We start from the raw sequence: 25,216 nt of genomic DNA on the forward strand, positions 1-25,216 counted from the left end.
GTACGTACTGTCCACGGTTATTCTTCAATCTGGCGTAAGATACCGTTGATCGGGATCGGTAGCCAGTCGGGACGATTGTTCATTTCATAGTTCAGTTCGTAGATAGCTTTTTCGACTACAAACGTCTCAAGCAGGATTTCGAGATCGCCTGGATCGTTTGGAATAAAAGCTTCGTGAGCGGCAGTTGTCAAATATCCATCGAGAAAAGCGACACAAACCCAAAAGCTCCAGAAATCGGCCCAACGCTGTAGACGTTCAATTTCGTCAGGGTTGTTAAGTGTACCATCGCGGGTGTAGAGCGCAGCATACGCCGCGTACTGGTATGAGCGCAACATACCGGCGACATCGCGTAACGGCGAGCGCTTGATCCGTCGTTCACTGATCGGACGTAACGGCTCACCTTCAAAATCGATAATCATATAATCTTTGCCGGTGAAGAGCACCTGTTCGAGATGGTAGTCGCCGTGTATTCGTGTCCGGATCGTCTCTATTTTGTCGCCAGTGATACGTTGGAGCCTGGTCAGTAGCAGTTCTTCGCTCTGGATAATCCGCTCAGCCGCTGGTCGTACCGAAGCTGGGAGTGACGGCAGTAGTTTACGCAAGTCTTGAAAGGTGCGTCCGATCAAGCTGCGCACGCTTTGATAGATCGACCGTTGATACAGGGTAGAGAATGGTTCGGGCGCCATTGCCGGGCCGCTTCCTTTTGCCAATGCCTGGTGCATTTCAGCCGTGCGCTGACCGAGCAACCGTGCCGATTCGAGATAACCACCGATCAGCTCTTCGGCCAGCGCCGGAGGTTGCTGGCGAGCGGCAGTCAATAAACTGGCAACTCCTGTCTTGAGCAGCGGAGGCGTTATATCTGGCCGGGTCAGAACGGTATCGTAGTAGCGACGTACCACATCGAGCGCATAATCGAAGGCGTCACCCTCATTCTGCACATACCCTTGCACGATCGCCAGCGTCAGAGGTTCATCTTTTCCACGCAGGTATTCGATAAATCCGGCTACCGGTGGCGTGTGCGGGAAGCCCACCTCTTCGGTCAAAAAACGACCTAACTCTAAATCAGGATTACGTCCTGGCTCAATTTTGCGGAAGAGCTTCATTATCAATCGATTGCCGAAATTGATCGATGAATTGCTCTGCTCACCGCGTACTATATTCGGTTCAAGACCATCGCTGCCACTTAACAACTTCCGCAGGGCGCGTGTCGTGCCACCGACCACCTCCCCGCCCCGTTCACCGTGCAATCGGCGCCGTCCGATGGTCAATTCTAGCAGCGCAGACGCAAAGCGTCGTTCACCCAACGGATCGTAGAGAATACCGGCCTCGACACGGCGGCCAACACGCAAACGGGCGATCACCATGTGTCGTTGATCGGCCAGAATCTGATCGGCTCGCTCACCCTCAGCATAAGCCATCGGCAACATGTAGGTTTCCGGCCCACCTTCGACATACTGTACCTGCAAGAGGGTCAGATATGCCGGGCCGCCGGCATAGTCGAGACGGACAAACTCAGCGATATTGACCTGTTTGATCTTGCGCGTTTTCGCACCAAACCAGCGACGATAGCGGAGATAATCGGGTAAAACCTGCTCAAGTCGAGTCTGCCGACCATCGTAAAAGATGGCATCCCACTCGATAGCATCAACTGGAATTTCTACCAGTTCAGTTTCAGGCTGCGGCTGTACTATTCGTACCCCTTCGACGCGCTGTGGCACGAGGGTAAACCAGTAGAAACTATGTGGGCCGAGGGTCAGGAAATAGGGCTGATCGCCAATTGGAGGAAACTCGACCTGACCAAACAACTCGACTGGCATCAGACCACGGTACGGCGAGAGATCAAGCTCGACCCCCTGCACAAATCGCGAGAGATTAAAGACGGCCAGTAAAATCTGGTCGGTCGTTTTGCGCAAGAAACAGAGCACTTTGCGGTTGTCGGGATAGAGAAATTCGAGGGTACCGCGTCCGAATGCGGCGTAACGTTTTCGCAATGCTATCAAGCGCTTCGTCCACCACAACAGCGAATGCTGATTAGCACTTTGAGTTTCGACATTCACCGTTTCATAGTGGTACTCTGGGTCGGTAATAACCGGCAAGTACAATTGCTGAGGATTAGCCCGTGAAAAACCGGCATTGCGGTCGCCACTCCACTGCATTGGCGTGCGGACACCGTTGCGGTCACCGAGATAAATGTTATCGCCCATCCCGATTTCGTCGCCATAATAGATCACCGGTGTACCGGGGAGCGAAAAGAGCAACCCGTTCATCAGTTCAATTTTTCGGCGATGATTACCGAGTAACGGCGCCAACCGTCGTCGAATACCGAGGTTGATCCGGGCCTGCGGATCACGGGCGTACACACGGTACATATAGTCGCGTTCTTCATCGGTGACCATTTCGAGGGTTAACTCATCATGATTGCGGAGGAAGATTGCCCACTGGCAATTATCGGGAATGGGTGGCGTCTGCCGCATAATATCGATGATTGGATAGCGATCCTCAAGATGTACCGACATAAAAAGACGTGGCATCACCGGAAAGTGGAAGGCCATATGGCATTCATCGCCATCGCCAAAATAGGCTACTGCATCTTCCGGCCACTGGTTAGCTTCGGCCAGAAACATGCGCCCGTGATACTTTTCGTCCATGTGACGGCGTAACCGCTTGAGGAAGGCGTGGGTCGCTGGCAGGTTTTCACAGTTCGTACCCTCGGCCTCATAGAGATATGGGATCGCGTCGAGCCGCATGCCATCGACACCCAAATCGAGCCAGAACTCCATCGCCTTAAAAACAGCACGTTGCACTGCCGGATTTTCAAAATTAAGATCGGGCTGGTGACTGTAAAAACGGTGCCAGTAGTATGCCTGAGCGACTGGGTCCCATGTCCAGTTGCTGGTCTCAAAATCTTTGAAAATAATCCGCGCATCTTTATACCGGTCAGGTGTATCCGACCAGACGTAAAAGTTGCGCGCTGACGAACCGGGTTTTGCCCGGCGAGCACGTTGGAACCAGGGATGTTGGTCTGAGGTGTGGTTGCAGACCAGCTCGGTGATCACTCGTAGTCCACGACGGTGTGCTTCGCGGATAAACACTTTGAAGTCAGACAGCGTGCCGTAGTTAGGATGGATGTTGGTGTAATCGGCAATATCATAACCATCATCGCGGAGTGGCGAGGGGTAGAACGGCAGCAGCCAAATTGCCGTTACGCCGAGGTCTTGTAGATAATCGAGCTTGCTGGTCAGACCGGGAAAGTCTCCGATGCCATCACCGTTGCTATCGCAAAAAGCACGCACATGCAACTCGTAGATGATAGCATCTTTGTACCAAAGCGGATCATCAGCCAACAGGGTCGGCGTCTTGGCCGGACGAACACGGTTCATGCTACTCCCTCATCCAACATCATCAGGCGAAATACTCGAAGCCACGCTCGTCGCGGCGCAACCGACGAATGCAAAAGATATGCACCGGTGCAGCCGGACTTAATTCCACATAGTTAAATTCACCCGACCAGGGATACCGCGCATCGGACAACAAGTCGTGGGCCTGGAAAACGCCGTTAAGGTTCCATTCGGCCAATGGTACCTGCACCCAACCGCGATGAGTGCGTTCAGGATCGAGGTTGACCACCACCAGAATAATGTCCTGCCCGTCAGCCGAGGTCTTACTATACGCCAGGAGCCACTCGTGTTCGTGAAAATCAATATCAACCCGATGGAAGCGTAGTGTATCATTACGTTGTAACGCCGGATGCTCGCGGCGGATGCGATTGAGTTGTGCAATGTAGTATCGCAGGCTATGGGGGGCATTGAGGTTCCAATGCCGAATTTCGTACTTTTCGTTGTCGATATACTCTTCCCGTCCGGCTACCGGCACGTGTTCCATCAGCTCGTATGCTGGGCCATACATTCCCCAGCTTGCGGTGAGGGTAGCTGCCATCGCGGCGCGGGTCATAAACACCGACCGTTGACCGGCATAGAATTGAGGGGTTAGGATGTCAGGCGTATTCGGCCAGAAATTCGGGATGAAGAAATCGCTGACCGGGCGCGAATTGAGTTCCAGCAGATAACTAGTGAGCTCGTGTTTGGTGGTGCGCCACGTGTAATAGGTATAACTCTGAGTAAAGCCAATCTTTGCCAGATGGTACATCACTTTCGGGCGGGTAAACGCTTCCGAGAGAAAGATCAGATCGGGATAGTTGCTCTTCAACGAATTGAGGCACCAATCCCAGAAGCGGAAATTCTTGGTATGTGGGTTGTCTACGCGGAAGATGCGTACCCCTTGCTCAATCCAAAATTCAAAGATGCGGCGTAACTCTTGCCACAACCCCTGCCAGTCATCCGATTCAAAATCGAAAGGGTAGATGTCCTGGTACTTTTTTGGTGGATTCTCGGCGTACTGGATCGTACCGTCTGGCCGGGCGCGGAACCATTCTGGATGTTCACGTACATACGGGTGATCAGGCGAGCACTGAAATGCAATATCGAGTGCGACCTCAATCCCATATTTCTGCGCTTCAGTTACCAGCGTGCGAAAATCTTCCAGGGTTCCCAATTCAGGATGGACGCTCATATGGCCGCCATCAGCATTGCCAATGGCCCAGGGGCTGCCCGGATCATTCGGCCCGGCGGTGAGGCTATTGTTCTTCCCCTTGCGGAAGGTATAACCAATTGGATGAATCGGCGGCAAGTAGAGCACATCAAAACCGAGTTCAGCAATATACGGCAACCGCTTGATGACATCACGGAACGTACCATGCCGCCCCGGTTCATCGGCTGTCGAACGCGGGAATAGCTCGTACCAGGCCGAAAAGCGTGCTCGCTCACGCTCTACCGTTATCGGGTAGATTTCCGATTCGGTCGCGAAACGGCGTGGTAAATGAACGGCCATGAGCGAGTGAATCTCACCGGCAAATGCTGTATCAATGTCACCGGCCATCAAGGCGGCTTCGGCCACGTGCAAGACGGCCGCATCAGCACCGCTCGCATGCCGCGCTGCTTCATCGACTAGCATTGCACCAATTTGCAAATCAACCCGCACATCCTGACCGGCAGCCAGTCGTTTTTCTAGTTGGTGAACCCAGGTTGCAAACCGGTCAATCCAGGCCACAATTTGAAACTCATGCCGACCAATGCTGGTCAGAGTAAACTGACCCTCCCAGCGATCATTGACCAGCATACGCATCGGTGCTTCGTGCCAGCTTTTAGAACCTACCGGGCGATGGCGGACAACTGCTGCTACTTCATCATGACCGTCGGCAAAGAGATCGCAACTCACGGTAAGAGTATCACCAATAATCCGCTTCACCGGATAACGTCCACCATCAATAATTGGTTCAACCGCCTCGATAATAACCCGGCGCCGTCCTTCACCGATGGCAGCTAGATCGAGCCTGGTTTTCGTGGCCGTGCGGCGAGTGCGCGTGCGTGACTCTTTGACGGTCATGAAAGGCATCCTCCTCAACCTGATAAGCACTGTTCGAGAGTAATCAGGCGTTTGACACAACAAATCAATCCACACCAGTGCACAACCGATGACGGTGCATCCGGTGTATATGACAATGTTCAGTAGATTCCGCAATCTTGATTGTACGTTGCTCAACCGGATGTGTCAAACTGGTTGCATGCGGTACTGATGGTGGAGCGGGTGGTGGGTGTCTATCACCAGGAACGGGCGCAGCACCGCTGCGCCCTTGCCATATCGTGTTCATCACAGATTCACAGTGGCACGTGCGGTACCGGCCCGTTGCGAACGCGCAATGACCGTAACGCTGCTCCCGGCAGGGGCGCGTATAGTCCAGGTCAAGCGTCGCAAATGGTCGGTCGGGAAACTTCCGCCCCACAAAGCGCGTTTATTGGCCCGTCCTTCAAGTTGACCGATCTCCTGGCGACGTTCGCCACTTACGATCTCGCCACCTGCTGAGAGTGACACTTCCACCTCGATAGGCCGGACGGCTTTCACTTCCAACGCCTTGCGGCTACCGTAGGTCGGGAGGTAGCCACTGTTTACCACAACTGCCTGTAAACGGTAGAGATCGCCACCGAGCGCTTCGGCTTGCACGTGGCGTAATTCGAGGCGTGGCCCGGTTTGGGCGAAGGCGAGGACAAAACGTGTATTCGGCTCTAGGGTTCGCAGCAAGAACTGCTCTGGCGGATTGCCAAAGGTTCGCCGTTCGATCCATCCGCCAATCTCAACCGGTCCTAGTTGTGGATGATTAAACGGACGCCAATTGACAAAACCAGCTCCACCGAGTTGCTCATCGTTCCAACGCAGCAATTTCAAATCATCCTCTTCTGGATGATCGCGGAACCACTCAATGAAGTCGCGATCTTTGATCCCTGCCTCGCCGATCATATCCCAGAGTTCGACCGTAAAGGCAAAGATACCGAGCTGTTCATAGGCCCAATCATCAAATGCACCGCGCATCACTTCACGCGGGTGATAGCGAAATCCGTGATAGACGGAAACGTGTTTGTAGCCGGTGATCTCCTGACCACGATTCCCCAACTCTTTGTATGTCCACAGATCGTCAATAGGCATCTGATCGTCAGGCTTGTCAGAATAAGGGCGTAGAATAGCGCCAGAGTAGGTGTGATACGAGATAGCGCCACTGACGTTCACATGTGAGGTGAGAAATGCAACAGCAGCGCGAATTTCGGGTTCTGAGGTCGGGAAAGGACCGGCCCCCGGTTGAATACCCTCAGGCGCCCAGATGTAGGGAAAATTGCGGTTGAAGTCCAATCCTTGCGCCGGTGGTGCAATCTTGACCTCGTAGCCATCGAAATTGCGGATCAATCCCTCAGTGTATACGCGATAATAGGTTCCACCACGTTCATCGGGAGCACGACGGCGCAGCAGCCGCGGATCACGCTCGCTTACCTTCCATCCGCCGTCAGGATCAACAACCCGCATCTGTAAAATTAAACCGTCACCATCGATGTCGGCTGGATACAGACCATCACGCTCGTCGGTGAATGGGTAGCGACGGGTTCCCGAACGAACGTAGACCGGTGAAGTCAGTGCCTGTTCCATACCGTCAGGATTGAGACAAGGGACAATGTACAGGGCACGTTCGTCGAGCAAGGCGGTAAGGTTGGGATCATGCCCATATCCCGTCAGGACGGTTTGGATTACGTGGAGTGCGCCCATGCAGCCGGTCACTTCGGTGGCGTGAATGTTGGCGTCAAACCAGAATGCCGGTTTCTCGTCATCGGGTCCGGTTGCCCAATTGGTCAGGGTCATCAACCAGATCGGGCGGCCTTCATAGCTGGTGCCAATGCTTTGTAATGAACACAGATTAGGATACTCCTCGGCCCAGGCTTTCAACGCGGCTTCAACTTCGTGTGGACGGTAGTAGCGGGTGAAATCAATGTTGGGCATAGACGAATCCTTGCTTGATCAAACATTCTTCACCCTAATAGTACCATGAAATGGCTATCCCATGCACAACCGACAGAGTATGGTATACTGCTGTCAATAATGACAATCCGCGTTGTATCTACTATTCGATATTTGCTTCCTCCCGCACCATGGGACACGGAAGGGATCGAGGGTGATGGTGAGGTGTCATACGCTGAGAGCGTCTGTGAGCGACGTTTGTAATGACTACAAGCATTGAGGCAATGGAGTCGCCAATGCGTGTGCGATATAATGGCCGAACTGATGTTGGTCAGCGGCGTGAAGTTAATCAAGACGCTTTCGGGAGTACCGAGATCGACCAGGGGACGCTGCTCGTTGTCTGCGACGGGATGGGAGGTCATCTCGCTGGTGAAGTTGCCAGCAAGTTAGCAGTTGAGACAATTATTAATTCTTTTCGCCCACAGAGCGATCCGGCTGAAGGGTTGCGTCAGGCCTTTATCGCTGCCAACCAGCGGGTATATCAAGAAGGTCGTGGCACGATGGGCACCACGGCTGTGGCGGCATTCTTCTGGCATAACACACTCTATGTTGCGAATGTTGGTGACAGCCGGGCGTATCTGGTACGTGAAGGTCAGATCCGTCAACTAACCAATGACCATTCGCTGATAGGCGATCAGGTAGCTGCTGGTCTTATCACTGCCGAGCAAGCCCGCACGTCAACGATCCGCAATATCATTACCCGTGCTATCGGTCATCAATCCCACGTGGAGGTTGATCTCTTTCGCGAACCTCTTTTGTCGGGTGACACCATTGTGCTCTCAACCGATGGGATGCACGGTTTGTTGACTGATGATGAGATTGCGGCGATTGTTAGTTTGCATCCTCTCGATGTTGCTACCCGGCGGTTGGTAGATGAAGCAAACTCACGCGGTGGGCCTGACAATATTACAGTTGTTGTGGCTCAGGTTGATAGCAGCGATGTGGCGTCTAGGACGGGAGCCGCTGCATCAGCGCCGACAACGCCGCCGATGGCACGACCACTTTCACCGATCGGTTTGGGAGGCGCTGTTCTGGTGTTTGTGTTGCTGATAGGTCTGGCCATTTCAATTCTGTTAAACGATACGCCTTCACCCGCCCCCTTTCTCAGTTCACCAACGATTGTTGTCACTGCTACACCTATCCCAACGATCACCGTTCCGGCAACCGTCATCCCAACCGAGACTCGCTGATCGGGTATTTGCTGCCGGTGTAAATAGACAGCGATAAAACGTGGTAGAATAATAATCGAACGTTTGTTTGATTATCTGATCATCGCAACGTGAACGTTGTCTCGCTCTTATTACACAATCGCATCTGGCTTATAAGACACCGGATAATGCTGTATGCCCATTCGTCTGCTTGATGAAACCATTGCCGCACAGATCGCCGCCGGCGAAGTCGTCGAACGGCCGGCCTCGGTCGTAAAGGAGCTGCTGGAAAATGCACTCGATGCGGGGGCGAGGCGGATTCTGATCGAAGTACGGGGTGGTGGGCTGCGCGAGATTCGAGTTCAAGACGACGGATGTGGTATTCCGGCCAATGAGGTTGAACTGGCCTTCGCCCGTCATGCAACCAGCAAACTCAGCTCGGCTGATGATTTATGGGCGATTCGGACGTTAGGTTTTCGCGGTGAGGCATTGCCGAGTATTGCCAGTGTTGCGCAGGTCATTTGTGTGACGCGGGTTGCCGATGCCGAGCTTGGAGTCGAGCTGCGGATTGCCGGTGGTGAAGTGCAATCGCGTCTGCCGTGTGGATGTCCGGTGGGGACGACGATCACGGTACGGAACCTCTTCTACAATACGCCTGTCCGTCGCGAGTATCTCCGTTCTGAAGCGACTGAAACTGGTGCTATCAGTGCGATTGTGCAGCAATACGCGCTGGCGTATCCTGAAGTCAGTTTTACACTGCTGATTGATGGGCGCATAGCATTGCAAACAAGTGGCGATGGTGATCTTCGCGCAGTGGCCGTCGAGCTATACGGGCTGGAAGTGGGTAAGGCGTTGTTGTCGGTACAGGCAGAGGCTGGCGCCGATGAGACCTGGGTGTCTGTAAATGGTCTCATTTCACCACCAGAACTGACGCGCAGCTCACGCAACTATCTGTCACTCTTCGCTAACCGGCGCGTCTTGCAACCGCGCGGAGCGTTGGCGGCAGTGATCGAAAATGCCTACCATACAATGTTGATGAAGGGGCGTTTCCCGATCGCTATTCTCGATCTGCGAGTGCATCCGTCGGCCATTGATGTGAATGTACACCCAACGAAGAGTGAGGTGAAGTTCCGTTATGCTGCCCATGTCTACAGTGTATTGGGCCGAGCTATTCGTGATGCCTTAATCAGCGGTGCCGGTGTTCCGACTTGGGAAGCACCTGATCCAGCGACAGTACAGCGACGCTTTGAGTTGCGTCGGCTGGGTCAGGAAGCGAGCACAACACCATCGGCGTGGGGAGTTGGTGCTTCTGTCTGGGATCGTGATCGATCACGTTGGGATGCGGGATCGCCGGCGGTTACGCTCGATACGCCGTTACCGACGCCAGCGGCTGATCCTGTGCCCGATGACACAAACCCTCCGCTGTCGCCTTCAACCTCAACCTCAACCACTACTGCTGCTCTGCCACCGTTGCGGGTCGTTGGGCAGGTGGGCTTAACCTATATTGTGGCTGAAGCACCTGAAGGGATGTACCTGATCGACCAGCATGCTGCGCACGAACGCATCACCTACGAAAAGTTAATGAACCAATATGCTCAGCGTGCCGTCGAGTCGCAACAGTTGCTCATTCCCCAGGCCGTTGAGGTTAGTCCGGAAGCGAGTGCGCTGCTGCTGGGGAATGCTGATCGATTAGCAGAATGGGGGTTTGTGCTCGAACCATGGGGAACTGGCGTCCTGGTTCGGGCAATACCGGCGACGCTGCCGGTCGATGAGTTAGCGCAGGCAATTCATGAGATTGTCGAGTATCTTGCCGGGCGCGGTGGCAGTAGTCCTCGCGATTGGCACGAAGCAATGTTGATTACGCTGGCGTGCCACACGTCAGTGCGCGCCGGCCAACCCCTTTCTCACGATGAGATGCGTCAATTGTTGCAGCAGCTTGAACAGTGTGTCAGTCCGCGCACCTGTCCGCACGGTCGTCCGACGATGATCCTCATGACGCCTGCCCAACTGGAACGGCAGTTTGGGCGTCGGGTGTAGGGGTTTTCAACGTTCTTGATCCTGGCCGACAGTGGCGACGGAAAGCAGGGTAGGCGCGAGAGAAGGGTTCCACCCCTCTGCTCGCGCTTGCGGGGGATACGCAGACGATGGGTTCCAGTTGCACATCGCACAACGCGAGCCGCTGGCCTGCACAACTAAGAGCTTGATCAAAAACCCGAAATTCTTATTGGGAACGTACCGTGCCTGCGCAACCATTGCGTGAGGAGGCGCCAACCTTTCTCCAGTCACCCCACGTTCCCCCTTCCTCGTCGCTGGTGGAAGGGGAAGAGGGCAGGGGGGAAGGTGCGGGCGGCCCACACCCCCGGCCCCTCTCCCGCAGCGTGGGAGAGGGGAGGTTGGTGAACGCGGTATCGTTGACTGCCGCAGGATCGCCCCCGCGCCGTCCTCCCCCCTTCCTCTCCCGCAGCGTGGGAGAGGAAGGGGGCAGGGGGGGAAGGTGAGGGGGTGCCACTTCAACTGATGCTCCTGCTGAGCACTGGGATCCCAAGGAAACCGCACAGTTCAGGGGTTGTCGTTAGCACACTGTTAGCAGGTGCGTGATGTTCGTCGGTGGCGCTTCGTTTTTGAGCTATTTGGTTAGCGAAGGCAAGCCGGAGCCGAAAACTTCACCAACCCCTACCTCTCACTAGTACTCGGTCCCTCACTTTGCAAAATTCGTCAAAATTTCTGCGTATCTTTTTGGCATCTCATGCGCTTTTATTATTGAACACGTTTCTAGCAATGAGGTGCTTATGCGAATCGTTCAACTGGTCATGCTGTTCGTCCTCCTGACCGCCTGTGCTGTCTCACCGGCAACTGTTCCTACCTCTAACCAGCGCACATCTGCCGATATTCAGGTGCCGATGGGCGGTTTCAACAACCTCCTCAAGCCGCGCCTCTGGCTTATCGGCGATACGGCGGAGGTGTTGGCAACGGTAGCCAGTGATCCTGTGCCTGAAAATCTTCCCTCATCACCATCCACCGGTATTGTGCACCGATTCACGACCGACTGGATCAAAACTGCTCTGCGCTACATTGCCCGTGATGGGCTGCCGCCAACGCGAGCGGCCCGTGAGCTGATGTTGGTTTCGGTGGCGCTAAATGATGCACTTGTGGTCGGGTCTGAGGCGAAAGAAAAGGTTGATCACGTGGCGTTGTTGGCCGGTGCTGTCTGGCCGGTACTGCGCTACCTGCATCCGCAGCATAGCGAAAATATTGATCGGTCTGTTTACGAAGCGCGCTGGCAGGGATTATGGCGCAGAGAGCCGGTACCAGCCGTGCAGCTTGAACGCAGCTTTCAAATCGGGCGTGCGGTTGGTGAGCAGGTTGTGACATGGGCACAAGCTGATGGCAGTGATGCCGTGCGGGAAGTAACCCTACCCGCAGTGGGGGCCTGGTATACCGAGAAGTTACCGCTTGATCCACACTGGGGAGATGTTAAAACGGTGCTGATCCCTTCTGGCGATGCGATCATTCTGCCACCACCTCCTGACTGGGCGAGTGACAGCATGGAACAAGAGCGAATGACATTTCTTGCCGCGCAACAAGTGCTTACCGATGAGCATCGGGAACTGGCGTGGAAATGGCATGCCGACGTTGGTACGGTCACTGTCCCCGGTTTGTGGTTTGAAACCGCCATCACGATGGCTGTGGTCGGTAATCTTGATGAGCTACAGACCGCTTCCCTCCTCGCGTATCTCGGTGTGACGATGCATGACACGGCGGTTGTCTGCTGGCACAACAAGTATCTCTACGGTTTTGTTCGCCCAGAACAATGGATGGCTCTGGTTGAACCGGATTGGCAGCCGACGTTGCCGACACCGCCACACCCATCGTATCCATCAGGCCATGCTGCATTTAGCTCGGCGGCTGCGAATGTGCTGATGATAGCCTTTCCAAAGCATAAGGATCTGTTGGTTGCGCAGGCTGCCGATGCGACCCGCTCGCGCATCATTGGTGGTGTGCATTGGGTGATGGATGGTATGCAAGGCATGGCACTCGGTCGCGACGTTGCGCAATACATTCTTACACATTAACAGGAGATACATCATGCGTCTGCATAATCGATTCCGCTCATTGTGGCTGGTATGGATTCTCTTGTTGTGCACGCAACCACTCGCTGCACAGTCGGGGCAACCACATTTGGAGTTAGACAACTATATTGATGTAGACTGGTGTGTTGATGGCTTCTTTACCAATCTTCCCTCAACCATTGACGCGGTGCGCTGGCGCTGGAATCAAGAACCAACCGACGATCAGCGTTGGCTGTGGTTCACGGTTCAGGATGGCACAGCCACACGTTGTCTGACGATTACTGATGAAGATCTGAGTCAGGATCCGCCGATCGTCTATGTTCAGCTACGCGATCTTGATGGAACAATTATTTCGCTCAGTGCACCGTTTATTAAAGCTCCACCGATTCAGGTCACGATTGAAATTGTGTCGCCCGAACGGGCTATGAACTATTATACTAACCGTGATCACGTTACTCTGCGCGTGATAAACCATTCAGGTGGACACGATGGGTATATAGCGATCTGGTACGAACCCGGTATTGTATTTCACGATTTCTCGCTTAGCCCACAAGAGGAGTTTCAGCGAGACTTTCCGTTACCCGAACGTGAGGGGGAAATCGTGACTACGGTTGTGGTCAATGGTGAACGTATAACAAACTCCCGGCAGATTGATTTCGTTGTCACCCGTGATGTGACGCCACCTGTACTTACCAATACCAATGCCACAGTAGAGACGACCGGTCAGTCTACCCGGCTGATCATGAGCGGGCAGTTTGCCGATGCGTATGCACCCTTGCCGAGGGCTGTCGAATGGCAATTTTTGGCCCGTGATGGAACAACCATCGGCGCCCCGGTTTTCCACATTCTGACCGATGATGAAGTACAGGCCGTAACAACAGCCGCCCTTGTCAGTGATGGCACTCCCTATCAATTGGCAGTTGCGTTGGGGGCAGTACCCAACCATGCGCATACCCTCCAGGTTAGGGTGTTTGATCGAGCCGGTAACGGCCAACCCATTACACCGATTCAACTGAATAGTACCTCGGTTCCTCATATCGTACATATCCCTTTCATCGGACGGTAAGTACTTTCCTTAGCAACTGAGAAGTCCCTCGCTGGGTGCTACTACTGGTGGCGCTCTGAGTGAGGGCGTGCTTGAAATCGATGAAGGAGACATTGCAATGACATTGCCCCGCTTCTTGCGCAGCGGTCGGATCTCTATCTTGATGATGCTGATAATGCTCCTATTGCTGCCATCGTTACCGTCATCACCAGCTAGAGCGCAGACCGGCACCGGTGGCTTTGCCAGTGCGGTACCGTGCCTGAACAGTGATCTTGATCTGGCAACCACCTGCTTTGCCGATACGATTTACACCCCAGTTGTAGCTAACGATCCGGCGCTTGTGCGGGTTACTGTGGGCGGTGTCAAACAGATGCTGGCGCCGATCGGTACGACTAACGGTGGCTACAATCGACGAATTGCGAACAATAGTGGCATTGGCTCGGTATACGGTTTGGCGTATGACGATGGTGCGATCAGTGGGATTCGCCGTCTGTTTGCCGCTGCCTTTACCCGTCGCTTTACCAGTTATGGTCCACTCGGCCCTGGTGGTGTCTACGAATACCGCTTCAACGACGGTCAATGGCGTCCATCGTTCACTGTCCCTAATGCCGGCTTAGATCGCCCAACAAATGATCGTGACGATACCCACATTCTAGCCGCAGTAGGTAAGAGTGGCCTCGGTGATATGGAAATTAGCCCGGATGGTACTACGCTGTTTATCGTCAATCTCAACACCCGTCAGCTTGAACGGTACGACATTACTGGCGAAACTCCACAACGTCTATCACCGATACCAATTCCCTTTCAGCATATTAGCGCCAATCAACAAACGGTGGCGAATCTGCGACCATTTGCGCTCGAGTTTGCGCCAGGCCTTGATCCAATAACCCGTAGCCCCAGGTTGATGGTAGGAGTTACAGACACAGTGCCGTCTGATGGTAAACCACAAGTGTTCGTGCTAGAGTGGCACATGTTGCAGAATAGCTGGCAAGTTGTCCTGCATCAGCCCCTTATTACCTACTTTTTCAATGAGCGGTTTGCAGTCTCGACCTATCTTGATACGCTGAAACAGTTGAAACCAGAGAATAAAATTACCGGATGGAATCCTTGGAACGAGAATCTGGCGAAGCTTCCCATTTATCGTAAATTTCAAACAATTCTCGATGCACAACCATTCCTGACAGACATTGAGTTTAGTGCTGATGGTCAATTTCTCCGCCTCGGTTTACGTGATCGAATTGGTGATTTGACCTTTTTTGGCGAACCGCCGGTGGGTCATTACAACGCTACTGCGCAAGGAGACTCGCTGAACTATCGGCGAAACAGTGATGGTCAGTGGATACTGGAAGTTTTTTCTACGTACCGGTTCGATCAAGTGCATATCCGCAATCCCACTTACAAGATGAAAGCTAATCCTAGCGACTGGTTGAATGATCATCTGCATGGCTTTCCTGGGGATAGAGCAGCTCATGTTGAAAATCACATGGGTAGCCTGCTGGCTATTCCTAATCAAAACGGCACAGAAACAATCGTCGCTACTTCGTTGCTCGGTGACAGTGCTTCTGGACTGATGCTCTACACCTCGAATCAGCCGCATCCATTTAGAGCGATTACCCTCATTCCACCTGAGAGTAACAAGTCGACTTCCCTTGGCGATCTCGAACTTCTTTGTACCTATGCGTTCGTGAGCGGTCAACTCTGGCACGATGTCAACGGTAATGGTGTACGCGAGACTGGTGAACCACCGTTGGCGGGGGTAAAAGTTGAGATTCTGGAGCCGGAGCGTACAGTTCCGTTGGGAAGTGTCATTACCGCCACTGATGGGAGCTACACAGTTGCAGTGCCCCCGAACCGGGCCTTGTATCTGCGTGTTGCACCATCCGAATTTCTGGCCGGTCGGCCATTAGCCGGTATGGTCTATGCACCACTCAACGCTGGCGCCGATGATACCCGCGATAGCGATGCGCATCCGATCTTCGGTGTCGTGGAGTTTGCCGGTCGTCATACCGGTAACGGGGTGACGGGGCGTGCGCTGCCATTGCCACTCCGTTCAGAACGGGTACAGCATGTCGATATTGGGCTGACTCGTCAGTTTCAACCGGCGACAATCGGTGATCTGGTCTGGCACGATGTCAATCGCAACGGCGTGCAAGACCCTCATGAGCCGGGTATTGCCGGTGTTCCAATACGTATAGAGCGAGTTTCTGGCTCGGCGCCTCCTGTGCATGTGTATCCACGCACAACAGTGAGCGATGCTCAGGGTCGCTACAGCTTTACCAACCTCGAACCCGGTCAGTATCGGGTTGTTGTTAGTTTGCCGGAAGGTTATGCCTTCGCACCATCTGGCCGTGGTGGCGACGCCCAACGCGATAGCGATATTGATGAACAGAGCGGTTTTAGTCCACCGTTGGCGATTGATCGCGGCATGATCCGATCAGACATTGATGTTGGTTTGACATCTCTACAGCCACAGATGGATCTGAGTATTGAACTACGTGCGCCGACTGAGGTGGTGGTTGGCGATGAGTTGCGTTACACCATCAGCTATCGTCATACCGGTCTGGTTTTGGCGACCAATGTTGTCATACACATGATATTACCGACCGAAATGCGTTTGTTAGATTCCAGTCGGCCAGTTACTCAACAGGGATCGGTACTGACCTGGCAGCTTGGCCGTGTCCATCCAAATAGTACCGGCACGATTGATGTGCGTGTGCGTGCGCCAACGACGATTGGTCGTTCCCTGAGCCGGATGGTCGATACGACGGCGACGATCAGCGCCAATCCTCCAGATACGAACCAGACGAATAACAGCACTACGCAATTTACTCGTTTGACACGGGCTGAGTTGAGTGTCAGCAAATCAGCGCCAGCAACTGTCCTCAGTGGCGATCACCTGCTCTACACGCTACAGGTTGTTAATCGGGGGAGTGCAACCGCCGCCAATGTTGTTGTCAGCGATTCATTACCGCCCGAGCTCGATTTTGTCAGTATCCTGCGTGCGCCTGGAGGAGCCTGTCGTTACGAAGGTGCAGATCGTACCCTTCGTTGCAATCTCGGTAGTTTGGCGCCTGGTCAGGAGGTTACGATCGGTCTTCAAACCAGACCACGTATCGGTGTGATCGACCGCTTTGATAATCGGGTGACCGTTACCACAACAACTGCTGGCGATGAACCGTCCGATAATGTCGCAACCGTCAGGACACTCTACCTGCACCCCAATCCGGCAGTCACGCTGGCCTTTGTCCCGGCTCCGGCAGCGGCTGGCGAGCTGAGCACGTTGCAGGTTTCTTATCGGAATCACGGAAATGGCATTGCACGTAATGCAACCCTCACCGTAGAACTACCGACTAATACCACGCTTACGAACTATCCGGCATTCTGTCAGCGTCATGGCAGTCAGCTTGTTTGCGCACTGGGCGATCTGGCGCCAGCTACCGATAATCAACTACGGCTAGAGCTGGCGGTACCGGCGCCTATCAATGCCGATCAATTGAGTGCTACTGCTACTATCACAACAACGACTCCCGAAATCCCTATCTATCAGCAGGATAATCAGGCCAGTGCGACAGTGGCGATCGTGCGTCCAAATCCGTTCGTGCAACTGTACGCGCCCAGCAGCATTATCGGTCAGGGGAGTGTCTTTGCCTACACCATTGAGTACGGCAACCTTTACCGCCGTCGTCCGGCGCAGACACGGGCTGCTGAGAATACGGTTCTCGAACTTGAATTGCCGGCAGACGTGCAACTAGTGGGAGCTAGCCTACCGCCCTCTACTCAGCATGGGCAGCGTTTGCGCTGGGATTTGGCTACGCTGGCACCGCAAACTGCGGCGCGGATTGAGGTAGTGGTTCAGACAAAGGTGCCTGCCGGAACAGTTTTACCCGCTCTGACTCGCATTACCACTACAACACCCGGCGATGATCCGGTTGATAATGTTGCCTCCCTCTCTATTCAGGTCGTTCCTCCGCCAACCACGATTGGTACGGCGACCGGTGATCTGCGGGTGGCCATTCGTTCGACCCTCGATCCGGCTACTCGTGATGCCAGTCAAACCAACGGTGTCTATCTCTCTGATGGTTCACACATTGCCTGGCCGAGTGGTGAGGTGCTTGATCTGACACCACAAATCGGTTCGTTGACATTCGCCGATGAACCGCTACCGTGGCCCTACGCCTATCAGATGCGGGTTGTTGGCTGGAGTCTGGTCGCGGTTGAGGTAGGCGGTCAGCGTTTCGATCCACGAACGAGCGATAGTCGTGGTGTGGGTGGTTGCCGACCGGGAGCACGCCCGTCGTTAACACCGCAGCTCCTCAGTGGCTGTGTCTACCGCTATCTCGGTGGTCAAAACCGTGATCAACTCAGTGCTGGTGCTCTGCGTGAACGTGATCTCGACGATCAGGTGCATCTCTACTGGAGCCGTCCACCGCTACCGTCAATGCGATCCGATGTCTACCTCTATGCGACCGAGGTTCTTGAAAAGGTGCGACTGCACATTCAGGTGGAGCTTGAAGTTCAGATTGTTAATCAGGCGCCGGGCAGTATTGGTGGCGTTCCGTTACCACCGATACCAGTTGCACCGTTGCCCGATCCCGCCCGCCAGATCATTTCTGGTCAGATTCATGTGACGTTGCTTGCCCCGCGATCTCTGGTGGCACCAGGCAGTTGAGGGGCGAGTGTTTGAGAGAAGCGAGCAGGTTCATAGCTATGCAATGTAATCGTTCACCACCGCCGCTGTACATGGGACGAGCAGGTTAAACCGCTCACGAGCCTGAGTGCGTGTGTAGAAGGTACAAGAGCTACCATGCATTCGTCGCGATAGACCCGATACTCGAATTGGTGTGTCGTGATCCTGCCTGAGCGCGCAGATGCCATCAGGTGCGCACCAGATGATGACACACTAACTCCGCACAGAGTGAGGCATCTGCGGTGTTCCAGGATGATGTAGCTTTGTCTTGAAAGGGGGTGTTATGCACCATCACCGGTCTTCTGGCCAGACCCTGATCGAAATGGCACTGGCATTACCGATCCTGTTGACACTAGTGATTGGGCTGTTTACCGTCGGTCAGATCATCCTGACCCACTATGCCGTCAATAAGGCTGTTCGTGCCGCGGTGCATCAGGCAGCGCTAACAGGTGGTAACCGGACGGCGACCGAGACAGCTGCTTATCGAGAATTGAATGGCAGTCTGGGTATTGACCCGAAGACTGGCGAAGTTTTGATCTCGTGTCCGAATCGGCCTTGTCGGCGTTACGACCCGATCACGGTCGAGATACGCTACCGCGTTGCCCTGTGGACGCCGACTGCCCTCCTGCCCTTCGGTGATGAGATCGTGGTACGGGCCAGTGCCACACGTGCTGCCGAGCGTGATCAACAGTAGGAGAAAGCTATGTCTCGTCGCTATCCTGGTCAGGCCCTGCCACTACTAGCGCTGATGCTACCGGCCTTAACGCTGTTTACCCTGGTCGTGATTGAAGTCACCAACCTCTGGCTGGAAGTGGCGCTGCTCGAAGACGCCTTGCAGCAGGCAACCCGCTCGGCTGTTCAGCAAATCGATTACGCCGCGCTGGCCCGCAATGACCAGACGTTACGCGGTAGCCGAACGTGTCGGTCGGTTACAGTGCAACAACCCAGTCAGTGTGCAGCGCTTGTCAATGTGGCCCATCAATTCCTGCTGACCAACTTGCGAAATGCCTCTCTGGTCGATCGCGATCCGGTCACTTTAGCTACTGCTGTGCGTTGGACTGTCTTACCTAGAGGAGGAACCTGTGCCAATGTAACAACCGCTTCGCCACTCCTCTGCGCCGAATTACAACCAACGCTGCGTGGGTTGTTCGGTTTGGGAACCATTACGCCACGGATTCGTGCTGCCGACACGATTGATCGCTTAGGTCAACCGTAATACTGCAAGAGTAAGGAGTATTCGTATGTCAGCCATTGGCACCCTTCATCAGGCGCTTTCCCGTCGTCGAAGCAATCCTCTGCCGGCAATCTTGATTGGTCTCGGTGTCATCATTACTGCTGTTTTTACAGTGCTTGCTTTCCTGGAAGCTAGTCGTACCGAGCCGGTCGTTATTCTGGCGCGTGATGTGCCTTATGGGCAACCCATCAGTGCCGATGACCTTACGGTCGTATTGCTCCCACGGCATCGACCGGTCCAGCTTACCGGCATCAGTTCGCCAACGCTGGCTATCGGGCAATATGCCGCCCGACATCTGGCAGTCAACGATCTGTTACAACCATCGATGTTGATGGAACACGCGCCAACACGGCCGGTCTATCCCAACGGTGAAGCATTGACGCCGGGAATGGTCGCAATGCCATTCAGCACAGAGACAATTGGGCCGTTAACGCATCGCGACCGCATTAATATCGGTTTCAACGATCCAAATGGCTCTCCTGATGTGTGCGATCAGGCCCAGCGTGCGGCAGAAGGTCGTCAGCCCACGGTCGTGCCACCATCCTCGCCATTGCAACCACGCCCTTACGCCTGTCGCCTGCTCAGCGGTGTGCGTGTGCTCTACGTCGATACTGAAGTAGGTACCGCTTATCTTGAACTGACTCCTTATCAGTCGCATACGCTTTGGGCGTTGCAGGCAGCCGGTCTCACGTTGTGGGGTGAGCGTTACGGGAGTGATTCGCCAGTCTTACCGGCTCTTGACCGGCTCGATATTGGGCAGATCACGGTTGAGGAATTGGCAATGCCAACGACCTCATTATCCGATAAAGCGCAACCGTAACCGCAAGCGACGGCGAGAGCGATTTATGATCGCTCTCGCTCATCGCTCAATGGATTGTATGCGAATAACGATCTGGTCACTATGCGTTCCACACCATACCTATCAAGGAGGTTGTATGTCCTCGAACTGGGATACACTCATTCATTCACCAGCGCCAGTAGCGGAAGATGGTCATGCTATCACCGAGGAGTTGCGCATGTTAGTGCGCAGTGGGCGTTTCCGCGATGGTTGGTATCTGCCGCCAACAGAGGCGTTTGCCCGTCTCGGTTTTAGCAGTACCATTCGTTGGCGCGACGTGGCCTGGTACGGCCCCCTTGAAATCTGGCGCGATCCAGAGCATGGCGTCTCTGACATCCTGTTCAACGGTCCGGCCGATTCACCCTTTTTCGTTGTCCAACGCGGTATGATGGTCAACACCGGAGTCATGGTTCATCCGGCGTGGATCGATTGGACGCAGCGCCAGCTTGTCTGGCGGAGCCACGATATTCCTCCGGATCAACCATTCTCATCATTTATGCAGGGAGTGGTCGATGGTTTGCGCTATGCAATAACGGATCGGCACGCCTCACCCGCTGGCCCCAGCCTTGCCATTCGGTTACTGCCCGAACGGTGGACGACCATTGATGATCTGGTGCAGAGTGCGGTGATTTCACGCGAAGCGAGTGATCTGTTGCTGGCTGCGCTCAACGGTGGTGCTTCGCTGCTGATCGCCGGCCCAACCGGAAGTGGTAAGACAACGCTGGCCGCTGCACTGACGCAAGCCATCGGGAAACATATGCGCTTGGTCATTATTGAAGATGGTGGTGAACTTCCGCGCAGTGCAAATAGCTTGCATATTGAAGCGCCAACCGACACCGGTGGGTTTAGTCGGGCGGTTACCTTTGCTTTGCGCCAGAAGCCTAACTACATTATCGTCGGTGAGGTGCGCGGTGGCGAAGCCATGGCGCTGTTACAGGCTGCTGCCACCGGTCATCCGGGGTTAGGGACGATCCATGCCGCTACGGTACAGGGTGCTCTACGCAATCTTGAACGAATGGCACTGATTGGGTTGGCGAATGAAACAACCGGCGCCGGTCAGGCTGCGGCCCAGATTGTGCGCGGTCTGATTACGTCCGATGCGGTCAATTTGCTGGTTGTGCAAATCGGACGGACGCCAAACGGCAAGCGTGGAGTGTTGGCTGTTGAAGAGGTGTTGCCCCAAGGTGCGCAAGGGCAGAGCGGTGATCCGTTTCCTACAAATCCTCTCTTCCGCTATGACCGTGCAAGTGATCGCCTGGTGCGTGCCGGTTATGTGAACGCAGCCTGGGGGCTTGGGCGGATGTGAGCTGAACGTAGACAGTGAATCGTTGGCACTGAACGTAGATACGGCAATGATCCGACATCACCGGAGGAGCATAATGGAACTTATTATCTTTAGCGCCATTGAAGGATTACAGGCAGAGGTCGAGCAGTTACGAGACGTAGCCGTGCTGGCGCCATCGCGTATTGATCAGGTTCAGCGCTTACTGACCGGCTCCCGACCACCAGATGCTATCTATATTGATGACAGTCGCGGTACTCCCATAGCCGAGCTGTGGGAGGTAACCGCTCGCGCCCAGCAGGTCGGTGCGCGAGTGATGCTAGGTCTGGCCGGTCCGGCTCGTTCGGCGTTGCCTGATGCGCTAGCCGCCGGTATACCGGCAACCGGTGAACGCAACCCGGCGGTGCTGGCCGACTGGATTGGCGCACAAATTGGGCGTCGTCGCGGTAGCGGTGTCCAACGCTTGCCGGTCATTGCTATCGGTGCGGCTAAAGGTGGTATCGGGAAGACCTTTGCGACCTGTGTTCTGGCGGAAGGTCTGCGGCGGCGCGGTCTTGATGTGCTGGTATGGGATAGCGACATCTCGAACCCCGGTCTGGTGCCTGCATTTCGTATTCCGGCCAGTGCGCCATCGTATCTGCATCTGGTGCAGCGCGGTCCATCACATTGGAATCCGACCAGTATTAAACCGTTTATTTTCCAACCTGAACACACTCGTGCCGATCAACAAGGTTGGGGGCGGATCGACCTTCTCATTGGTTCGCATGCGGTTGCCCGTGCCGAAAATGATATCCGCTTACCCGACTGGCAAGGGCTGTATCAGGGGATTATCGCGTTGGAAGGCTATGATGTTGTATTGATCGATACTCCGCCCGATTACCTGCGCCGACCTTACGCTACCCATGTCTTACAGGCAGGGGGAAGTGTCATTTTACCAACACCTCCTGGGGCCCGTGAACGAATGGGGGTCGGTCATATGCTCGAACACTTTACCGAACTGGCTCCTGAGCGACTCGAACGCTGTACGCTCCTCTTTATGGAGCCAGAACGTGGTGTGACCGTCACTGTCGGTATGGTCGCTGAGCTTTTCGCTCGTCGTTATCCACGGATCGGGAATCTCGGTACGCTACCGCGTGAACCGCGATTGGCCAGTCTTGCTGATGAGCACGACGGTTACATATCGATGCTCGACCTTGGTCCGCAGAGCCGTTTCACCCGTGCTGCACATCAGGTGGTCGAGGCATTGTGTGCTCATGCCGGCCTGCAACCAAGATTGCCGATGCCGCAGGTCGGATGGTGGGCGCGCTTGCGTGAGCGGCTCCCTGGTCAACGAACGTTAGCACCCGCAATTTCATAAGTCTCTGGAGGCGATGATGCATCCTGCATACCGACCATTAACGGTGATTGAAGAGGGTGGATTGGCCGATTTGATGCCACAGCAACAGACTGCTACTGATCTAAAGGGCGCCGTCTTGCAGGCGGCCCGTGATCTCCTGCTCCGCGAGCTAAGTCCCGCTCTACTCGATCCGGTTGCGCCTGCAACTGAGCGTGATCCAGAAGTACTGCGCGTGCTACGGGCGGCAATCGGCAAACAAACTGAGTCTGGTGGGCCTTTGGCCGGATTATCTACCGATGATGCCAGTCTGCTCCGTCTCTTTCACGACACGATTGGCTGGGGACCGGCCCAACCATACCTCGATGATGAACGGATTCAAGAGGTTAAGATTATCGGTGACCGTATCATGGTTCAAGAAGAGGGCTCGGATTTTACCCTCGCCCCCGAACGCTTCAGCTCACCACGTCAGGCGCTTGATCGGGCACTGGTGTTGGCCTCACGTCTGGCTGTACCACTTGATCGTAGCCGACCGCAAGATACCTTGCCGCTGGCGCATGGTACCCGGATGCACGTGACGATCCCACCCTGTACTCCTGATGATACTGCCTTGATCTGTATCCGGCGCGGCCGACGTACAGCCTGGACGCTCGAAGACATCCTGCATCGTGACGCCTGTGATGACACTCTCTTTTCTCTCTTGCAATTGCTGGTACGTGCTCGTTGTTCGTTTCTGATCGCAGGCGAAACCGGTTGTGGCAAAACAGCGCTGCTTGAGGCGATTGTCAATTCATGGCCAGGCGAACCCCACGTGATCACCATTGAAGACAACACATTGGAGATAAACGTTCGTCATGCAGCCTGGACACGCGAATTGGTTCAGACCAGCCTCGAACCGCACGCTTTTGGTCGCGCCGCACGTGAGGTATTGCGGCAGACGCCATCACTGGTTGCGCCGGGTGAAACCCGTGCTGCCGAAGCTGGTGCGATACTCGCCGTAGCTGTGAGTGGTCACGCTGTCGTTACCACCATCCACGCTCGCAATGCGTTACGTGCCGTCAGTCGGCTAGCCGATTGTGCAGCGATGCCTGGTGCGTACCTCTACGAAGGTCGGCGGAATAACGCGCTCGAAGACATTTGCGACAATTTCCATGTTGTGATTCATCTGTCGCGTAGCGTCGGGCGTCGCTATATCAATGAGGTTGCGCTGCTCGATGGTTGTGAGGAGACGGCTACTGGGTTACGGCCACGGATCGTTCCGCTAGCATGGGCCGAACCAGAGCGGACCGGTATCCGCTGGTATTGCCTGGCACAAGCACAGCATGATGAATTGATCTGGAATGGTGAAGATCGAACACCGGACATTCTCAAGCAACGTCTGGCTCTGCTCAAGCTGAGTGAACGTCCTCGGGCAGTTGCTAGTAGTCGGGCAATTGTCGAAGATGCTCTGACTCAGGCTGCCCTCGCTCGTCAAACCGGTGCCCCCGAACGAGCGCTGGCAATCTTACGACGAGCCTGGACCGAGCGCAGTGATGAGCGTCTGGCTCAGGCTGCCCGGCAGGCGCTATTGATGATGCCTGTACAGGCACATCAGGCGACGACGGCTGCTCGTGAAACGTATGAACAGATTACAGGTGCGTTGCACAGCCGCCATTGGGATCGTGCAGCCGCATTGTATACCGGGCTTCACGCTGACCTCGAACGGTACGCAGCGTTTTCTCCTCCCGGTGGGTGGTCGGTGCTAGCCGACACTATCGCAGTTGCTCAACAAACTGACCGTGATGCGCGGGCTATCGTTGAACGTGCCGATCAAGCGTTACATCAGGGCCGTGCCCGTGATGCGCTTGATCTCCTGACCAATCTTGATCCAGGCCGACTCAGTGATGAAACGGCGCTGGCGTTGCTGCGTACTCGCTACGCTGCGCTCAATGCCCTGATAGCAACCGGTGAGGTTAGCCCGGCGGCCTTGATGCCGGTTGCTGCGGCGCTGCGGATGCGCGAGGCTGTATTGAACAGGCAAGAGAGCGGATCAGTCCCTGCCGGTTAGTTGTTTCCCACCTTCCCCTTTCTAAACGAGGAAGGGGAAGGTAAGGATCATCAGCCGTGTTGTGCAGATGTGCGCTGCGGTGCGTTTCGCTAATTTCATGGTGATGCGGGGTTTTCTTTATCTTGTCCGATGAAGCT

The 25,216-nt window shown here is 54.8% G+C and carries 14 protein-coding genes; 11 read left to right on the top strand and 3 right to left on the bottom strand.

Features of this window, described 5'->3' with window-relative positions:
- Positions 1–17: 17 nt before the first annotated feature.
- The 3 genes from treS to QTO31_RS05290 all read right to left on the bottom strand — a co-directional run bounded on the left by treS (position 18) and on the right by QTO31_RS05290 (position 7,377).
- A complete protein-coding gene (gene treS / locus QTO31_RS05280; RefSeq protein WP_301428365.1) occupies positions 18–3,380 on the bottom strand; it encodes a maltose alpha-D-glucosyltransferase in 3,363 nt (1,120 codons plus the stop codon).
- Positions 3,381–3,402: 22 nt separating this feature from the next.
- A complete protein-coding gene (locus QTO31_RS05285) occupies positions 3,403–5,442 on the bottom strand; it encodes an alpha-1,4-glucan--maltose-1-phosphate maltosyltransferase (RefSeq protein ID WP_301428366.1) in 2,040 nt (679 codons plus the stop codon).
- A gap of 264 nt (positions 5,443–5,706) precedes the next feature.
- A complete protein-coding gene (locus tag QTO31_RS05290; protein ID WP_301428367.1) occupies positions 5,707–7,377 on the bottom strand; it encodes a M14 family metallopeptidase in 1,671 nt (556 codons plus the stop codon).
- Between the two features lie 254 nt (positions 7,378–7,631).
- Between QTO31_RS05290 and QTO31_RS05295 the strand changes: the two genes are divergently transcribed.
- The 11 genes from QTO31_RS05295 (at position 7,632) to QTO31_RS05345 (ending at position 25,079) form a co-directional block, all read left to right on the top strand.
- Positions 7,632–8,585 carry a Stp1/IreP family PP2C-type Ser/Thr phosphatase gene (locus QTO31_RS05295; protein WP_301428368.1) on the top strand — a complete coding sequence of 318 codons (954 nt, stop codon included), beginning with the start codon at positions 7,632–7,634 and terminating at the stop codon, positions 8,583–8,585.
- A gap of 153 nt (positions 8,586–8,738) precedes the next feature.
- Positions 8,739–10,580, top strand: a complete 1,842-nt coding sequence (gene mutL, locus QTO31_RS05300; protein ID WP_301428369.1) for a DNA mismatch repair endonuclease MutL — start codon at positions 8,739–8,741, stop codon at positions 10,578–10,580.
- A gap of 752 nt (positions 10,581–11,332) precedes the next feature.
- Complete coding sequence (locus QTO31_RS05305) at positions 11,333–12,616, top strand: vanadium-dependent haloperoxidase (protein WP_031458289.1); 1,284 nt, start codon at positions 11,333–11,335, stop codon at positions 12,614–12,616.
- 13 nt (positions 12,617–12,629) lie between these two features.
- Positions 12,630–13,679, top strand: a complete 1,050-nt coding sequence (locus QTO31_RS05310; RefSeq protein WP_301428370.1) for a hypothetical protein — start codon at positions 12,630–12,632, stop codon at positions 13,677–13,679.
- A gap of 97 nt (positions 13,680–13,776) precedes the next feature.
- Complete coding sequence (locus QTO31_RS05315; protein WP_301428371.1) at positions 13,777–18,327, top strand: SdrD B-like domain-containing protein; 4,551 nt, start codon at positions 13,777–13,779, stop codon at positions 18,325–18,327.
- Between the two features lie 301 nt (positions 18,328–18,628).
- Positions 18,629–19,039, top strand: coding sequence for a TadE/TadG family type IV pilus assembly protein (locus QTO31_RS05320; protein ID WP_031460095.1), 411 nt, complete (start codon positions 18,629–18,631; stop codon positions 19,037–19,039).
- A gap of 9 nt (positions 19,040–19,048) precedes the next feature.
- Positions 19,049–19,561 carry a hypothetical protein gene (locus QTO31_RS05325; protein ID WP_301428372.1) on the top strand — a complete coding sequence of 171 codons (513 nt, stop codon included), beginning with the start codon at positions 19,049–19,051 and terminating at the stop codon, positions 19,559–19,561.
- A gap of 25 nt (positions 19,562–19,586) precedes the next feature.
- Positions 19,587–20,399, top strand: coding sequence for an SAF domain-containing protein (locus QTO31_RS05330; RefSeq protein WP_301428373.1), 813 nt, complete (start codon positions 19,587–19,589; stop codon positions 20,397–20,399).
- A gap of 115 nt (positions 20,400–20,514) precedes the next feature.
- Complete coding sequence (locus QTO31_RS05335) at positions 20,515–21,723, top strand: CpaF/VirB11 family protein (protein WP_031460098.1); 1,209 nt, start codon at positions 20,515–20,517, stop codon at positions 21,721–21,723.
- 73 nt (positions 21,724–21,796) lie between these two features.
- Entirely contained in the window at positions 21,797–23,056 is a 1,260-nt protein-coding gene (locus tag QTO31_RS05340) for a ParA family protein (RefSeq protein ID WP_031460099.1), read from the top strand.
- Positions 23,057–23,069: 13 nt separating this feature from the next.
- On the top strand, positions 23,070–25,079 hold the full coding sequence (locus QTO31_RS05345) for an ATPase, T2SS/T4P/T4SS family (RefSeq protein WP_236631231.1): 2,010 nt from the start codon (positions 23,070–23,072) through the stop codon (positions 25,077–25,079).
- Positions 25,080–25,216: the final 137 nt, after the last annotated feature.

Source organism: Chloroflexus sp. MS-CIW-1 (assembly GCF_030444705.1).
GTDB lineage: Bacteria > Chloroflexota > Chloroflexia > Chloroflexales > Chloroflexaceae > Chloroflexus.

Excerpts from the sequence above, each read along its gene's own strand:
- treS (WP_301428365.1), bottom strand. The coding sequence starts at position 3,380 with ATGAACCGTGTTCGTCCGGCCAAGACGCCGACCCTGTTGGCTGATGAT.
- QTO31_RS05335 (WP_031460098.1), top strand. The coding sequence starts at position 20,515 with ATGTCCTCGAACTGGGATACACTCATTCATTCACCAGCGCCAGTAGCG.
- mutL (WP_301428369.1), top strand. The coding sequence starts at position 8,739 with ATGCCCATTCGTCTGCTTGATGAAACCATTGCCGCACAGATCGCCGCC.
- QTO31_RS05310 (WP_301428370.1), top strand. The coding sequence starts at position 12,630 with ATGCGTCTGCATAATCGATTCCGCTCATTGTGGCTGGTATGGATTCTC.
- QTO31_RS05315 (WP_301428371.1), top strand. The coding sequence starts at position 13,777 with ATGACATTGCCCCGCTTCTTGCGCAGCGGTCGGATCTCTATCTTGATG.
- QTO31_RS05305 (WP_031458289.1), top strand. The coding sequence starts at position 11,333 with ATGCGAATCGTTCAACTGGTCATGCTGTTCGTCCTCCTGACCGCCTGT.
- QTO31_RS05290 (WP_301428367.1), bottom strand. The coding sequence starts at position 7,377 with ATGCCCAACATTGATTTCACCCGCTACTACCGTCCACACGAAGTTGAA.
- QTO31_RS05330 (WP_301428373.1), top strand. The coding sequence starts at position 19,587 with ATGTCAGCCATTGGCACCCTTCATCAGGCGCTTTCCCGTCGTCGAAGC.
- QTO31_RS05295 (WP_301428368.1), top strand. The coding sequence starts at position 7,632 with ATGCGTGTGCGATATAATGGCCGAACTGATGTTGGTCAGCGGCGTGAA.
- QTO31_RS05285 (WP_301428366.1), bottom strand. The coding sequence starts at position 5,442 with ATGACCGTCAAAGAGTCACGCACGCGCACTCGCCGCACGGCCACGAAA.
- QTO31_RS05320 (WP_031460095.1), top strand. The coding sequence starts at position 18,629 with ATGCACCATCACCGGTCTTCTGGCCAGACCCTGATCGAAATGGCACTG.
- QTO31_RS05340 (WP_031460099.1), top strand. The coding sequence starts at position 21,797 with ATGGAACTTATTATCTTTAGCGCCATTGAAGGATTACAGGCAGAGGTC.
- QTO31_RS05345 (WP_236631231.1), top strand. The coding sequence starts at position 23,070 with ATGATGCATCCTGCATACCGACCATTAACGGTGATTGAAGAGGGTGGA.
- QTO31_RS05325 (WP_301428372.1), top strand. The coding sequence starts at position 19,049 with ATGTCTCGTCGCTATCCTGGTCAGGCCCTGCCACTACTAGCGCTGATG.